Annotated in this window: 17 protein-coding genes; all 17 read left to right on the top strand. The window is 42.2% G+C overall.

The genetic code is table 11. The annotated features are described in order from the left end of the window. On the top strand, positions 1-834 hold the full coding sequence (purR, locus tag AWT60_RS17640) for a pur operon repressor (protein WP_076839430.1): 834 nt from the start codon (positions 1-3) through the stop codon (positions 832-834). Between the two features lie 38 nt (positions 835-872). Then, positions 873-1,250, top strand: a complete 378-nt coding sequence (gene ridA, locus AWT60_RS17645) for a 2-iminobutanoate/2-iminopropanoate deaminase (protein WP_024425639.1) — start codon at positions 873-875, stop codon at positions 1,248-1,250. A gap of 224 nt (positions 1,251-1,474) precedes the next feature. Further along, positions 1,475-1,771, top strand: coding sequence for a septation regulator SpoVG (gene spoVG / locus AWT60_RS17650; RefSeq protein ID WP_008357439.1), 297 nt, complete (start codon positions 1,475-1,477; stop codon positions 1,769-1,771). A gap of 198 nt (positions 1,772-1,969) precedes the next feature. Then, entirely contained in the window at positions 1,970-3,340 is a 1,371-nt protein-coding gene (glmU, locus tag AWT60_RS17655) for a bifunctional UDP-N-acetylglucosamine diphosphorylase/glucosamine-1-phosphate N-acetyltransferase GlmU (protein WP_041105717.1), read from the top strand. 22 nt (positions 3,341-3,362) lie between these two features. Then, entirely contained in the window at positions 3,363-4,316 is a 954-nt protein-coding gene (locus AWT60_RS17660; protein WP_024425641.1) for a ribose-phosphate diphosphokinase, read from the top strand. Between the two features lie 138 nt (positions 4,317-4,454). Beyond that, positions 4,455-5,081 carry a 50S ribosomal protein L25/general stress protein Ctc gene (locus tag AWT60_RS17665; protein ID WP_041105718.1) on the top strand — a complete coding sequence of 209 codons (627 nt, stop codon included), beginning with the start codon at positions 4,455-4,457 and terminating at the stop codon, positions 5,079-5,081. A gap of 140 nt (positions 5,082-5,221) precedes the next feature. Next, entirely contained in the window at positions 5,222-5,788 is a 567-nt protein-coding gene (pth, locus tag AWT60_RS17670) for an aminoacyl-tRNA hydrolase (RefSeq protein ID WP_024425643.1), read from the top strand. A 55-nt stretch (positions 5,789-5,843) separates the two neighbouring features. Next, positions 5,844-6,074 (top strand): anti-sigma-F factor Fin, encoded by a 231-nt coding sequence (gene fin / locus AWT60_RS17675; RefSeq protein ID WP_003217967.1) that lies wholly within the window; start codon positions 5,844-5,846, stop codon positions 6,072-6,074. A 68-nt stretch (positions 6,075-6,142) separates the two neighbouring features. Further along, a complete protein-coding gene (mfd, locus tag AWT60_RS17680; protein ID WP_041105720.1) occupies positions 6,143-9,676 on the top strand; it encodes a transcription-repair coupling factor in 3,534 nt (1,177 codons plus the stop codon). Positions 9,677-9,815: 139 nt separating this feature from the next. Beyond that, on the top strand, positions 9,816-10,352 hold the full coding sequence (spoVT, locus tag AWT60_RS17685) for a stage V sporulation protein T (RefSeq protein WP_024427194.1): 537 nt from the start codon (positions 9,816-9,818) through the stop codon (positions 10,350-10,352). A gap of 190 nt (positions 10,353-10,542) precedes the next feature. Beyond that, the gene (locus AWT60_RS17690; protein ID WP_041105722.1) at positions 10,543-12,147 is read left to right on the top strand and encodes a putative polysaccharide biosynthesis protein; all 1,605 of its coding nucleotides are present in this window, start codon (positions 10,543-10,545) and stop codon (positions 12,145-12,147) included. Continuing rightward, complete coding sequence (gene yabN, locus AWT60_RS17695) at positions 12,137-13,621, top strand: bifunctional methyltransferase/pyrophosphohydrolase YabN (RefSeq protein ID WP_041105725.1); 1,485 nt, start codon at positions 12,137-12,139, stop codon at positions 13,619-13,621. The genes AWT60_RS17690 and yabN overlap by 11 nt, the downstream gene beginning before the upstream one ends. Next, complete coding sequence (locus tag AWT60_RS17700; protein ID WP_008341839.1) at positions 13,618-13,878, top strand: RNA-binding S4 domain-containing protein; 261 nt, start codon at positions 13,618-13,620, stop codon at positions 13,876-13,878. The genes yabN and AWT60_RS17700 overlap by 4 nt, the downstream gene beginning before the upstream one ends. Before the next feature lie 73 nt (positions 13,879-13,951). After that, a complete protein-coding gene (gene yabP, locus AWT60_RS17705; protein WP_024425646.1) occupies positions 13,952-14,260 on the top strand; it encodes a sporulation protein YabP in 309 nt (102 codons plus the stop codon). Continuing rightward, positions 14,257-14,895 carry a spore cortex biosynthesis protein YabQ gene (gene yabQ / locus AWT60_RS17710; protein WP_041105727.1) on the top strand — a complete coding sequence of 213 codons (639 nt, stop codon included), beginning with the start codon at positions 14,257-14,259 and terminating at the stop codon, positions 14,893-14,895. The genes yabP and yabQ overlap by 4 nt, the downstream gene beginning before the upstream one ends. Before the next feature lie 18 nt (positions 14,896-14,913). Then, complete coding sequence (locus AWT60_RS17715; RefSeq protein ID WP_003217952.1) at positions 14,914-15,288, top strand: FtsB family cell division protein; 375 nt, start codon at positions 14,914-14,916, stop codon at positions 15,286-15,288. Between the two features lie 82 nt (positions 15,289-15,370). Then, on the top strand, positions 15,371-15,766 hold the full coding sequence (locus tag AWT60_RS17720; RefSeq protein ID WP_008357409.1) for a S1 domain-containing RNA-binding protein: 396 nt from the start codon (positions 15,371-15,373) through the stop codon (positions 15,764-15,766). Positions 15,767-15,881 lie beyond the last annotated feature (115 nt).

Below are 15,881 nucleotides of genomic sequence, written 5' to 3' on the forward strand. Positions count from 1 at the left end.
ATGAAGTTTCGTCGAAGCGGCAGATTGGTGGACTTAACAAATTATTTGTTAGCCCACCCGCACGTACTAGTACCGTTAACTTTTTTTGCAGAACGTTATCAATCTGCAAAGTCCTCCATTAGTGAAGACTTAACGATTATCAAACAGACCTTCGAACAGCAAGGAATAGGCACATTGCTTACTGTACCTGGCGCTGCTGGCGGAGTGAAATATATTCCAAAAATTCACCTAAAAGAAGCAGATGACGTAGTAAACGATATCGGAGAGGCATTATCAACTCCTGAACGTGTACTTCCTGGCGGTTATTTATATTTAACCGATGTTTTAGGCAATCCATCGATACTTTCGAAAATCGGTAAGCTGTTTGCGACCATCTTTGCGGACCGTGCGATTGATGTCGTCATGACCGTTGCGACAAAAGGGATTCCGATTGCCTATTCTGTTGCGGGTTATTTAAATGTGCCTGTTGTGATCGTTAGAAAAGATAATAAGGTAACCGAAGGATCAACTGTCAGTATTAATTATGCGTCAGGTTCTTCTAACCGAATTCAAACCATGTCCCTTGCAAAGCGCAGCTTAGATAAAGGCTCCAATGTGTTGATCATTGATGACTTTATGAAAGCGGGCGGAACCATTAACGGCATGATGAATTTGCTTGAGGAATTTAATGCAAATGTTGCAGGGATCGGTGTTCTTTTAGAAGATGAAGGCGTAGATGAACGTCTTGTCGATGAATATGTCTCGTTGTTAAAGCTTTCTACCATTGATATGAAGCAAAAAATCATTGAGATCAATGAAGGCAATTTCCACGAGTTTTTTCATTCGAAAGCGTAAGCTTTGATTAAACATGTATTTGAATGGGAGAGATTGATATGACAAAAGTTGTTCAAACCAAACATGCACCAGCAGCCATTGGACCTTACTCTCAAGGAATTATTGTCAATAACATGTTTTACAGCTCAGGGCAAATTCCATTAACCCCAGCTGGAGATTTTGTCAATGGAGATATTAAAGAACAAACACATCAAGTATTCCGTAATCTTGAGGCTGTACTTGAAGCAGCAGGTGCTTCCTTTGAAACAGTCGTGAAAGCAACTGTTTTCATCAAAGATATGGAACAATTCGCTGAAGTGAATGAAGTGTACGGTGAGTATTTCCATACACATAAGCCAGCTCGTTCATGCGTGGAAGTGGCAAGACTTCCAAAGGATGCGCTTGTAGAAATAGAAGTAGTTGCATTAGTTAAATAAACAGGCACTCTCAATGAAAGCCGTTTGGTTTCATCATATGCAGGGAAAGACATCATCATGATGTCTTTTTTTATGCTGAGAATGTAAGCGTCGTCACGAATATGACAAATAATGTATAAATATCCCGATATTTCAAAAAAAGTTTAAAAAAAGAGCAGGAGAATCACCACGATCGTTGAATACCTAAGTAATGCTTTTATATTGGGAAAAGGTGGTGAACTACTGTGGAAGTTACTGACGTAAGATTACGCCGCGTGAATACCGATGGTCGCATGAGGGCGATTGCATCCATCACGCTGGACCACGAATTTGTTGTTCATGATATTCGTGTGATTGATGGAAACAATGGGTTGTTTGTTGCAATGCCTAGCAAACGCACGCCTGATGGAGAGTTTCGCGATATTGCACATCCAATTAATTCAAGCACTCGGGGTAAAATCCAAGATGCTGTATTAAATGAATATCATCGCTTAGGCGAAGAGGAAGAAACAATTGAATATGAAGAAGCTGGAGCTTCTTAATCATATGTGAACCTAAAAAGACGGCTTTAAGAGAAAATGAATGTTTTCTTTTAAATGCTGTCTTTTTTGCGTTTTTTCTCTTGTTTCTTAAGTCTTTCATCTGTTAGAAAATTATTGTACTTCCTTATGTATCCTTGAAATCAGTCTTTATTTAGGATATATTTTTCTATGGATAATAGGGATATTGGAGGCCAATCAATGGATAAGCGGTTCGCAGTGATTTTAGCAGCGGGAAAAGGAACGAGAATGAAGTCAAAGTTATATAAAGTACTTCATCCAGTTTGCGGAAAGCCAATGGTCGAGCATGTGGCAGATGAAGCGTTAAAGCTTTCTTTAGCCAAGCTAGTGACGATTGTCGGTCATGGTGCAGAGGACGTGAAAGAGCAGCTTGGAGACAGAAGTGAGTATGCACTTCAAGAAGAACAGCTGGGAACAGCCCATGCCGTCAAACAAGCAAATTCGTTCCTCGCGCAGGAAAAGGGAACAACCATTGTCATTTGTGGTGATACGCCATTATTGACAGCGGAAACAATGGAAGCCATGTTAAGCGAGCATCAAAAACATCAAGCGAAAGTTACTATTTTAACAGCACATGCGGATGATCCAACAGGCTATGGCCGTATTATTCGTGACGAAACAGGTGCTGTCGTGAAAATTGTGGAGCATAAAGATGCGAACGATGCAGAGCGTCAAGTGAATGAAATTAATACAGGGACTTATTGTTTTTCAAATGAAGATCTCTTCCGTGTGATTGAGCAAGTGTCGAATGAAAATGCACAGGGTGAATACTACTTGCCAGACGTTATTGAAATTTTAAAAAATGAAGGGCAAACAGTTGCAGCTTATCAAACACCGCATTTTGAAGAAACACTTGGAGTTAACGATCGTATCGCTCTATCACAAGCAGAGCAATTCATGAAGCGACGTATTAATCATCAGCATATGAAGAATGGTGTGACCTTGATTGATCCTGAGAACACGTATATTTCGCCAGATGCTGTCATCGGTGAAGATACAGTTATTTATCCTGGGACGGTCATCAAAGGGAATGTAAAAATCGGTGCAGACGCCACTATTGGGCCAAACACTGAAATTGTTGACAGCATCATCGGAGATCGAACAGTTATTAAGCAATCTGTCGTCTGCGATAGTGAGGTTGGAGTTGATGTGACAATTGGACCGTTTGCTCATATTCGCCCGTTGTCGAAAATTGGCGATGAAGTAAAAATTGGGAATTTTGTCGAAATCAAGAAAACAGTTTTCGGAGACCGCAGCAAAGCATCTCATCTAAGCTACATTGGAGACGCAGAGGTCGGAACTGATGTAAATCTTGGCTGTGGTTCCATTACAGTCAACTATGATGGGAAAAACAAATTCTTAACGAAGATTGAAGACGGCGCATTTATCGGCTGTAATTCAAATCTCGTTGCACCAGTCACTGTCGGAAAAGGGGCATATGTTGCAGCCGGTTCAACGGTTACAGAAGATGTACCGCAGGATGCATTGTCTATTGCTAGAGCAAGACAAGTCAATAAAGAAGATTATGTGAAAAATATTCATAAAAAATAATCCAAATACCCGGAGGTTTACCATGTCTAATCGTTATGCTGATGCGAATTTAAAGATATTCTCTTTGAATTCAAACCCTGAACTTGCCAAAGAAATTGCCGATCGTATCGGAGTTGATGTAGGAAAGAGCTCTGTTAAACGCTTTAGTGACGGTGAAGTCCAAATCAATATTGAAGAAAGTATCCGCGGCTGTGATTGTTATGTCATTCAATCAACAAGTGCGCCAGTCAATGAGCATATCATGGAACTGCTCATTATGGTGGATGCGCTAAAACGCGCTTCTGCGAAAACTGTCAATATTGTGATCCCTTATTACGGATATGCACGTCAAGATCGTAAGGCAAAACCTCGTGAGCCAATCACTGCGAAGCTTTTTGCAAACTTGCTTGAAACAGCAGGTGCTACACGTGTGATTGCACTTGATCTTCATGCGCCGCAAATCCAAGGTTTCTTCGATATTCCAATCGATAATTTAATGGCTGTGCCAATCTTAACAAACTATTTCGAACAGAAGAACTTGAATGATATCGTTGTTGTGTCTCCTGACCACGGTGGTGTGACACGTGCGCGTAAAATGGCAGACCGCCTGAAAGCGCCAATCGCAATTATCGACAAACGCCGTCCAAAGCCAAACGTTGCTGAAGTCATGAACATTATTGGTAACATTGAAGGCAAAACGGCGATTCTAATCGATGATATCATTGATACAGCTGGTACTATTACACTTGCTGCTAATGCGCTAGTCGAAAATGGAGCAGCTGAAGTATATGCTTGCTGTACGCACCCAGTCTTGTCTGGACCAGCAGTAGAACGTATCACAAACTCTAAAATTAAAGAATTAGTTGTGACAAACAGTATTCAATTAACTGATGACAAGAAAGTTGGAAAATTCATTCCGCTTTCGGTTGGGCCTTTGCTTGCAGAAGCCATCATCCGTGTACATGAAGAAGAATCTGTGAGCTACCTTTTCAGCTAATTTTCTGATTAAAAAAGGCCCTAGGCATCAAGCTTGGGGTCTTTTTGCTATCATCATTCACGGCAAATAGGTTTAAAATGATTCGGTTATGGGTAATTATGAGAGTAGTGACAAAAAAGAAATAGGATGGTGCTGAATATGGCAACTTTAAAAGCAAATAAAAGAACTGATTTCAAACGTTCCACACTGCAAAAAATCCGTCATTCAGGACACGTTCCTGGTGTCATATACGGAAAAAATACAGATAGCCTGGCTGTTTCATTAGACAGCATCGATTTATTAAAAACCTTACGTGATGAAGGGAAGAATACAATTATCACCTTAGACGTGGGTGGTGAAACGAAATCTGTGATGGTGACAGAATTACAAACAGATCCGCTGAAAAACGAACTTGTCCATGCTGATTTCCAAGTCGTTGACTTACAGCGTGAAATTGAGGCGGATGTACCAATACAGCTGATTGGCGAGTCTAAAGGGGTAAAAGATGGCGGTGTGCTTCAGCAGCCACTATTTGAACTATCTGTTACAGCGAAACCAAAAGATATCCCGCAGAATATTGAAGCTGATATTACAAACTTAGAAGTCAATGATGTCTTAACAGTTGCTGATCTGTCTGTTCAGTCATCTTATCAAATCAATAACGATCCAGAAGAAGTCGTTGCCTCCATTCTGCCGCCTCAGCAATCAAAGGTTCCTGAGCCAGATAGCGAAGAGGAGCCGCAAGAGCCTGAGGCCATTAAAGAAAAGGATGACGATGGAGAATAACTGGTCATTTAAAGACGTAACCCTCCCGCGGTTGCGTCTTTTGTGCTAGAATGAAAAGAATTCATACGTTTTTACATGAGGCAATCTGATTGGCTCATTTTTTAGGCGTGTGCTGTGTGACAAAGGAGGTTATTGGTTTCATGATTGCATTTGTTGGATTAGGCAATCCAGGAAAAGAATATGAAAAAACAAGACATAATGTCGGGTTTATGACAATAGATGAATTATCGAAAAAATGGGACATTCCTTTAAATCAATCAAAATTCCATGGACAATTTGGAACCGGGTTTGTTTCGGGGCAAAAGGTTCTACTTGTAAAGCCGCTTACATATATGAACTTATCAGGAGAATGCGTGCGTCCGCTGATGGACTATTACGATATTCCCCTTGAACATTTGAAAGTGATCTATGATGATCTTGATTTGCCAACTGGCCGGATTCGCTTACGTACAAAAGGAAGTGCAGGCGGGCATAATGGAATCAAATCATTGATTCAGCATTTAGGTTCACCTGAATTTGACCGATTCCGTATCGGCATTGGACGTCCTCAAAACGGCATGAAGGTCGTTGATTACGTACTAGGACGTTTCTCAGAAGAAGAACAGCCTGACATTGCATCAGCCATTCAATCGTCTGTCGAGGCTTGTGAAGCAGCTTTAAAAAAGCCATTTTTAGAAGTGATGAATGATTTTAACAAGAAGGTATAAGAATGATAAGCGAAGCACATACTGATCATAAAATCTCAGCATGGGAGGATCACGTATGGCTTTGCATTATTACTGCCGCCACTGTGGTGTAAAGGTTGGCAGTCTAGATGAATCTGCTGTCCAAAGTGAAGCACTTGGATTTCATCACTTAACAAATGAGGAAAGAAACGATATGATTTCTTATAGGGAAAATGGTGATTTACATGTACAAACCATTTGTGAGGATTGCCAAGAGGCGCTCGAAAGAAATCCTGATTACCATCAGTATCATACTTTTATTCAATAAAAAAGCTTTGGTGTAGATATTAGACCAAAGCGTTTTTCTGTTTTAAACAAACAGGGAGGAGGAGCCAAATGAAAAACATACAATCATTTATCAAACAAAGTGATGATTTTCAGTCCATTTTTAATGGGCTAAAGGAAGGGTTAAAAGAACAGCTGCTTGCCGGACTATCAGGCTCCGTCAGATCTTTATTTACAGCCGCGATATCAGACGAACTGAAGCGGCCAATGTTTATTGTGACTCACAATTTATATCAGGCGCAGAAGGTAACAGATGATCTAGCAAGTGTGATGCCGGATCGCTCGGTTCTTCTTTATCCTGTCAATGAACTCATCGCTTCAGAAATTGCAGTGGCCAGTCCTGAGCTGAGAGCACAGCGTTTGGATGTCCTGAATCGACTTGCGAATGGAGAAAACCCCATTATCGTCACTCCCGCAGCTGCGGTGCGCAGGATGCTTCCGCCAGTTGAGCTCTGGAAGGAGAGTCAGATCCATTTAAAGATCGGTGAAGAAATTGATTTGGAGGCGTTTTCAAAACAACTCGTACAAATTGGTTATGACCGGACGTCGATGGTTGCAGCGCCCGGGGATTTTAGTGTGCGCGGAGGAATTATCGACATCTATGCGTTAACGGAAGATCATCCAATCCGTATTGAACTGTTTGATACAGAAGTAGACTCGATTCGAACGTTTCATTCGGATACACAGCGTTCATTAGAAACCCTTCAAGAAATCAAAATAGGTCCTGCAAAAGAGTTAATTGTGAGAGGTCCTGAACGAGTGAGAGCTATTGAACAGCTTGATCAAGGGCTGGCGAAGAGCTTAAAGAAATTCAACTCAGATCAGCAAAAAGAACTGCTTCATCAAAATATTTCTGCTGATCGCGAGAAGCTGCTAGAAGGCATCGTGACACAGGAAATGACGAAGTACCTGTCCTATTTCTATGAAAAGCCTGCTAGTTTGCTAGATTATACATCGCAGGATACGATTATTATTTTAGATGAAATCAGCAGAATTCAGGAGATGGAAGAACAGCTTGAACAGGAAGAAGCCGATTGGACAATTAGTCTGCTTGAAGAAGGCAATATTCTTCATGATTTATCTCTATCTTTCCCGTTCCAAGAACTGATCAATCAGCAATCGAGATCCATTCTGTACTACTCTTTGTTCCTGAGACATGTCCAGCAGACAAATCCGCAAAATATCGTCAATGTATCTAGTAAGCAAATGCAGAATTTCCACGGACAGATGAATGTGCTGGCGAGTGAAATTGAACGCTATAAAAAACAGCAATACACGGTTGTCTTCTTAGGTGCTGATGAAGAGCGGACAGAAAAGCTGTCGTCTGTTCTGCATGATTATGACATTGAAGCCGCTCTTGCTAAACCGGACGCTGAGCTTGTGAGCGGACAGGTGTATATTTTACAAGGTGAGCTGCAAACAGGCTTTGAACTGCCGTTATCAAAAATTGCTGTAATCACAGAAGGTGAACTCTTCAAGAAACGTGTGAAAAAACAGGCGCGTAAGCAAAAGCTGACCAATGCAGAGCGGATCAAGAGCTATTCAGAGCTTCAAGTCGGCGATTATGTGGTGCACATTAACCACGGGATCGGTAAATATTTAGGAATAGAAACGCTTGAAATCGGCGGCATTCATAAAGATTATTTAAATATTCATTATCAAGGAAGCGACAAGCTTTACGTACCGGTTGAACAAATTGATCAGGTGCAGAAATATGTAGGATCAGAAGGTAAAGAACCAAAGCTGTACAAACTTGGCGGCAGTGATTGGAAACGTGTGAAGAAAAAAGTTGAAACATCTGTACAGGACATCGCAGATGATCTGATTAAACTGTACGCAGAACGCGAGGCAAGCAAAGGATATGCTTTCTCGCCTGATCATGAGATGCAGCGCCAGTTTGAATCTGCGTTCCCTTACCAGGAAACAGATGATCAAATCCGTTCGATTCACGAAATTAAACAGGATATGGAGCGGGAACGTCCAATGGACCGTCTGCTTTGTGGAGATGTGGGTTACGGAAAAACGGAGGTGGCTATTCGTGCGGCCTTCAAAGCGATTGCTGACGGGAAGCAGGTAGCCCTGCTTGTTCCGACAACCATCTTAGCACAGCAGCATTTTGACACAATCATGGACCGATTCCAAGACTACCCTGTCAAAATTGCGCAGCTGAGCCGTTTCCGTACAAGAAAAGAAACAACTGAAACGTTAAAAGGGCTGAAAAACGGAACGATCGATATGGTTATCGGCACACACCGTCTTCTTTCAAAAGACATCGTCTACAAGGATTTAGGGCTGCTGATCATTGATGAGGAACAGCGTTTTGGTGTGACGCATAAAGAGAAAATTAAGCAGATGAAAGCCAATATCGACGTACTGACATTAACGGCTACGCCAATTCCGCGTACGCTTCATATGTCCATGCTTGGCGTACGGGATTTATCAGTGATTGAAACACCGCCTGAAAACCGTTTCCCTGTTCAAACCTATGTGGTTGAGTACAATGGCGCTCTAGTCAGAGAAGCGATAGAGCGAGAATTAGCACGCGGCGGTCAAGTGTACTTCCTTTACAACCGTGTTGAGGATATTGAACGAAAAGCAGACGAAATCTCCATGCTGGTCCCAGACGCAAAAGTCAGTTATGCGCACGGGAAAATGAGTGAGAACGAGCTGGAATCAGTGATGATTAATTTCCTTGAAGGTGAATCAGATGTATTGGTCAGTACCACCATCATTGAAACGGGAGTCGATATTCCAAATGTGAACACGCTCATCGTCCATGATGCAGATAAAATGGGGCTCTCTCAGCTGTACCAGCTAAGAGGACGAGTCGGGCGTTCGAACCGTGTCGCATATGCTTATTTCACGTATCGAAAAGATAAAGTTCTTTCTGAAGTTGCGGAGAAAAGACTTCAAGCCATTAAAGAATTCACAGAGCTCGGATCTGGGTTTAAAATTGCGATGCGTGATTTAACAATTCGAGGAGCAGGGAACTTACTTGGTGCTCAGCAGCATGGCTTCATTGATTCGGTTGGATTCGATCTCTATTCTCAAATGCTGAAAGAAGCCATTGAGGAAAGAAGAGGCGATACAACGGCCCAAGATAAATTCGAGCCAGAAATTGATCTGCAAATTGATGCTTACATCCCAGACACTTATATTTCGGATGGCAAGCAAAAGATTGAAATGTATAAACAGTTTAGAGCAATTGGATCGATTGAAGAGAGAAAAGAGCTTCAGGATGAAATGATCGACCGATTTGGTGAATATCCGCAAGAAGTGGCTGACTTGTTTACGATTGCGACAATGAAGGTGTACGCTGTCCAGGAACGTGTCGAGCTGATCAAGATGGAGAAAGGCATTGTCAGAATGACCCTTGATGAGAAAGCCAGCAGTGAAATCGACGGTCAAAAATTATTTGAGCTCGGCAGTAAATATGGACGTGAAATCGGATTAGGAATGGAAGGCAGCAAGCTGATTATTTCTGTCCAAACGAAAGGCAAGAAGACTGAGGAATGGCTTGAGGTTGTTCTTAACATGCTTCGAGGCCTTCAAGATGTGAAAAAAGAAACCATTCCATCTTCATAAAATTTTGTTTGTCTCTCGTGTATATTACGTTTGATGTGACGGATACTAAACTCAGGGTCAAGTGGTGAATGTTGCATAAAGTGGACGCTTTTGTTCCATTCACCCAACACATCATCAAACGAAAGAGAGGCAGCAGTGAATGAAAGCAACTGGAATTGTACGCCGCATCGATGATTTAGGTAGAGTGGTTATTCCGAAGGAGATTCGCAGAACATTGCGCATCCGGGAAGGAGATCCGCTTGAGATTTTCGTCGACCGCGATGGAGAAGTAATTTTGAAGAAGTATTCGCCGATTAGTGAGCTAGGAGACTTTGCGAAGGAATATGCTGATGCATTATTCGACAGTCTGGGTCATTCCATCCTGATCTGTGATCGAGATACGTATATTGCTGTATCCGGCAGTTCGAAAAAAGAGTACTTGAACAAATCCATCAGTGATTTACTTGAACGAACAATGGATCAGCGTAATTCTGTGTTAGAAGAAAATAAAAAAGAAATTCAACTTGTCGATGGTATTGATGATGACGTATCTGCTTATACCATTGCACCTATTGTTGCGAACGGAGATCCAATTGGCGCCGTCGTCTTATTTTCTAAAGAGCGTTCAATGGGAGAAGTGGAGCATAAAGCGGCAGAAACGGCAGCTGGCTTCTTAGCCCGTCAAATGGAACATTAGGTCTAATAACTCTATATCATCTTGATAAAATGAAAGAATGCCGATGAAATCATTTGATTTTGTCGGTTTTTTATATGGGATGAAACAAAACGAGACATGTGCCGTCTACTCCTTAGAAAGAAACGCCTTTTCATTCACGTATGATATAATGAGTGCGTTTAACTGTAGATCTATTTTAAAGGAGTCATCCATGAAAAATGCTGTGAATCAGCCGCACTGGCTTTTCCAGGGTGCGGTGATTTTGACCATCGCAGGCCTGTTATCAAAGATATTAAGTGCCATTTACCGTGTCCCGTTTCAAAACATCGTAGGGGACACAGGGTTTTATATTTATCAGCAGGTATATCCTTTCCTTGGCATTGCCATCATGCTTGGTACAACAGGATTTCCTGTCATGGTGTCCAAGCTTTTGAGTGAGCATGGGGAAGAGAATCGACGGATCATTACAAGGGTATCCTTGGTCTATATCACTTTACTGAGCCTAGTCTTATTTCTTTGTCTTTACATAGGAGCAGGCACAATTGCAAGCCTTATGGCAGACAGTCAATTAATTCTGCTCATCCAGATGAGTGCTTTTGTGTTTCTATTTCTGCCGCTCACCGTGATGCTGAGGGGAATTTTTCAGAGTGACGGTCTGATGCTTCCAACGGCTGTTTCTCAGTTGGTTGAGCAGCTCATCAGGGTAGGTGTCCTGCTTGTTTTATCCTTCTATTTCGTGAGGCACGGCTATTCGCTTTATGAAACAGGGGCGGGTGCGGTGTTCTCTTCTATCGCAGGAAGTGCGGCCTCGCTCATTTTGCTTCTTTTCCTTTGGCTGACCTATCGAAAGCAGTCTGCTGCAAGTATGTCAGGCAAACAGGCGACACTTCGAAAAAAAGATGTTATGAAGAGTTTGGTGCTGTATACATTGACGATTTGTGTCAGTGGTTTGCTCATATTATGGATGCAAATGATTGATGCTTTTCATCTGTATGCGTTGCTGCGTAGCGAGGGTCTCAGTGAAGCGGCGGCAAAGGCGGCGAAAGGTGTATATGACCGAGGCCAGCCATTCTTACAGCTCGGAACGGTGTTTGCTATCAGCATCGGAACCTCACTTGTGCCATTTTTATCGGCAGCCATGAGGAATGGAGAGCATGAAACGATACGGCAAAAAGTTCGGTCATCGGTTAAGACCACGTCGGTATTAGGGATAGGGTCAGCGGTTGGACTGATTTGTATTTTAGCACCAGTCAATACAATGCTTTTTCGTAATGACTTAGGCACCGATGCCTTGCAAATATTCTGTATATCGATCGCCTTTACGTCGATTGCCATTACGCAGGCGGCTTTACTGCAAGGGCTCGGGCATACTGTGTACCCTGCTGTTGTGGTGGTCCTCAGCGTGCTGGTGAAATGGATTCTAACGATTGCGCTTGTACCGTTATTTGGCATCCACGGTGCCGCGTGGTCAACTGTATGTGGTTTTCTCACAGCAGCCGTGCTCAATGCCGTTTATTTAAAGCATAAAGGATGGATTTCATTGAGAGAGCTGTTCCCGGTGAAAATTCTTTTATCAGCCGCCTTCATGGCTGTTGTCTTAATAGGATATCAGGCTCTGTTTTCATGGGTCATCCCCTTTGAAAAACGTCCGTTTTCCGTTTTAGAGAGCCTGACATCAGTTTTTATTGGTGGTTTCGCCTTTTTATATAGTATTCTTAAGCTAGAAGTATTTACGGACGAGGAATGGAGACTCATTCCATTAGGAAAAAAGATTTTATATTTTAAACAGATGAGAGGGAATCAAAATGGCAGGTAAGATTACCGTCGTCGGTCTCGGGGCAGGCGACATGGATCAGCTGACGCTCGGTGTATATAAGCAGCTGAAGCAGGCGAAAGAAGTATTTATGAGAACGCAGGATCATCCGCTTACCGCAGAGTTAATGCAGGAGGTCCCATCTCTCACCTTTTTTGATGAAATTTATGAAAAGCATGATCAGTTTGATCAGGTGTATCAGGAAATTACCGAAATATTATTTGCAGAGGCAGCGGAAAAAGACATTGTGTACGCTGTACCTGGTCATCCATTTGTGGCAGAAAAGACCGTACAGCTGCTCGTCGCCGGGCAGAAAGAGCGCGGGATTGAGGTGTCTGTCGCTGGTGGACAAAGCTTTCTAGATGCGACATTCAACTCCTTGCAGATTGACCCCATCGAGGGATTACAATTCGTTGATGCAGGGGATATGAGAGCGGATGATCTGAAATTAACCCAGCACGTTCTGATTTGTCAGGTATATGATCAGATGACAGCTTCGAATGTGAAACTCACGCTGATGGAAAAGCTCCCTGACGATTATGAAGTTTATATTGTGACTGCAGCTGGAAGCAGTCAGGAACAGATTACTGCCGTTCCTTTATTTGAACTTGATCGAGATGTGTCGATAAATAACTTAACGAGTGTTTATGTTCCTCCGATTCAAGATGAACAGCTGCTTTATCAACAATTTGACACCTTCCGTGACGTCATACGTACATTAAGAGGTCCGGGCGGCTGTCCATGGGATCAAAAACAAACAAATGAATCACTCAAACCATATTTAATTGAAGAATGCTATGAACTGCTTGAAGCGATAGATGAAGATGACCCAGATCATATGGTGGAAGAGCTCGGCGATGTGCTGCTACAGGTGCTGCTTCACGCTCAAATTGGCGAAGATGACGGTTATTTCTCAATCGATGACGTCATTCAGCATGTCACAGAAAAAATGATTCGGCGCCACCCCCATGTGTTTGGTGACACGAATGTTTCTGAGGCAGCAGATGTGGTGGCCAACTGGGAAAAAATCAAACAGCAGGAGAAGCCAGAGCGGGCCGGTTCTATTTTGCAATCGATTCCGGCGACACTTCCAGCACTAACAAAGGCATATAAGCTCCAAAAGAAAGCTGCCAAAGTAGGCTTTGATTGGACAGATGTTCAAGACATTTGGAACAAATACGAAGAAGAAAAGCAGGAATTTCTCGTTGAAGTGGCAGAGAAGACGGACGAAGGTGCAACGAAGCAGATGAAAGATGAATTTGGAGATCTTTTGTTTGTTCTCGTCAATATTGGCAGGTTCTATCACCTAGAGCCTGAAACGGCACTCGCTTCTGCCAACACAAAATTCATACGGCGCTTTCAGCATATCGAACAAAAAGCAAAGGACATGGGCCGTTCATTAGATGACTTAACGCTAGAGGAAATGGACGATCTATGGAACGATGCGAAACGCATAGAAAGAGGTGAACACACATGAGACTAGATAAATTTTTAAAAGTGTCCCGTTTAATTAAAAGAAGAACATTGGCAAAAGAAGTAGCTGATCAAGGCAGGATATCTATTAACGGAACACAGGCGAAAGCAAGCTCTGACGTGAAAGAAGGAGATGAGCTGCAAATCCGCTTTGGTCAAAAACTAGTGACTGTTCAAGTCAACGAGTTAAAGGACACGACGAAAAAAGAAGAAGCGGCTGGCATGTATACTGTGCTAAAAGAAGAAAAAACAGCAGAATAGGGCTTGTTCTAAATGACCCTCTTATCACATACAATGCAGTAACATGCAAGTATGAGATATGGGGGATGTATAGATGAATCAATATTATAATCAACCTCAAGGCACGAAGCTGTCATCAGACGCGGAGCACAATGTCACAATGCGAAACAGAAAGCATTTAGATATTACTGGTGTCAAACAAGTGGAAAGCTTTGATAGTGAGGAATTTCTGCTGGAGACGGTCATGGGGATTCTCGCCATCCGCGGAGAAAATCTGCAAATGAAAAACCTAGACGTCGAAAAGGGCGTTGTGTCGATCAAAGGGCGTGTTTTTGATTTAATCTATGTTGATGAGCAGCACGGGGAGAAAGCTAAAGGATTTTTTAGCAAGCTGTTTAAATGACGCTGACAGTCCAGTTTTATACGATGCTTTCCATGGCGGCGATGGGCATCTGGCTGGGCGCATCGCTTGATACGTACAAGCTGTTTGTGAACCGGGAAAAAACAGCAAAATGGCTTTTGGTTATCCACGATCTCCTTTTTTGGATGGTACAGGGTCTCTTATTCTTTTACGTCCTGCTGCTGACAAATGAGGGAGAATTCAGGCTTTATATTTTTCTAGCTGTTGCTCTAGGTTTCTCGATGTATCAGGCATTGATGAAACATTTGTATCTCAAGATTCTCAAGTTTATCATGATGTGTGTATATCAGACTGTTCTCTTCCTAAAAAGGCTGGTCATGTCGGTTGTCTTCCAGCCGATCCGCTGGATGATCACATTGATTATAAGTGCTATTCTGTTCTTGCTCCACTCGCTCTTACGTCTTGTTCGTTTTACGTTTCGGCTCGTGTGGAAGGTGCTGTCGATTGTTTGTTATCCGCTCATCTGGTTACTCAATGTGACCATTATTCATCGGATTCCCGAAAAATGGCGAACATCAATGAGATTGTTTTTCTCAAAAGGAGCAGGAATTTTACAAGGGGCCAAGAAATTATCTGGTACCATCAAAACGAAATGGAAACAATTCTGGACAAAGTAAGAGAGGAGGCCTTCAATTTTGAACAAGAGAAAAAGAAATATCGCACAAATTCAAAATGATTACCAAAAACAAATGGAACAGCAAGCGCAGCGCTTAAAACGCAAACGTCGCGGACTCCTTAGAAGGCTTACCGTGTTTGGTGTAATCGTGCTCATGTTTGCTGTCTTGGTGACAAGTGCCCTCTGGTCGCAATCGTCTTCACTAAAGGAAAAAGAAGAGAAGAAGGTTGCGCTCGAAAAAGAGTTGAAGCAATTACAAACAAAGCAGGAAGATATTTCTGATGAAATTAAGAAGCTGAAAAGCAAGGAATACGTACTCGAACTGGCACGACGGGACTATTATATGTCCAAAAAAGGCGAAAAAATCTTTGATGTGGGCAATAAGAGCGATTAGCCTTGTTGACACTTAAAATTCAGTTTATGTATAATTGAACAAATGAGATTTTTTTATAAGTCTAAGGAGGAGCACTTTTTTTATGTCGATTGAAGTTGGCAGCAAGTTACAAGGGAAAGTTACGGGCATTACAAATTTTGGAGCTTTTGTGGAGTTGCCAGGCGGTTCAACTGGTCTCGTTCATATCAGTGAGGTAGCCGATAACTATGTAAAAGATATTAATGAGCATTTAAAAGTCGGTGAACAAGTTGAAGTGAAAGTGATTAACGTTGAAAAAGACGGTAAAATCGGCTTGTCCATTAAAAAAGCAAAAGATCGTCCTCAACAACAATCAAGACCAAGCAGAAATGATTTCCGTCCGAAGGAATCGTTTGAACAAAAAATGAACAAATTCTTAAAAGATAGCGAAGATCGCTTAACATCTTTAAAACGTAACACGGAATCAAAACGTGGGGGGCGCGGAGCAAGAAGAGGTTAACTTGTTGCTGCTTTCTATATATTTTCACAACAAAGCATCTGCTGTTCAGCAGGTGCTTTTTTTCATGATCCATCCGACATTTTTTGAGATTTCGTCATTTAATTTAAAACTTTCT

It is taken from the genome of Bacillus sp. F2HM, from assembly GCF_019266135.1.
Taxonomy (GTDB): domain Bacteria; phylum Bacillota; class Bacilli; order Bacillales; family Bacillaceae; genus Bacillus; species Bacillus safensis.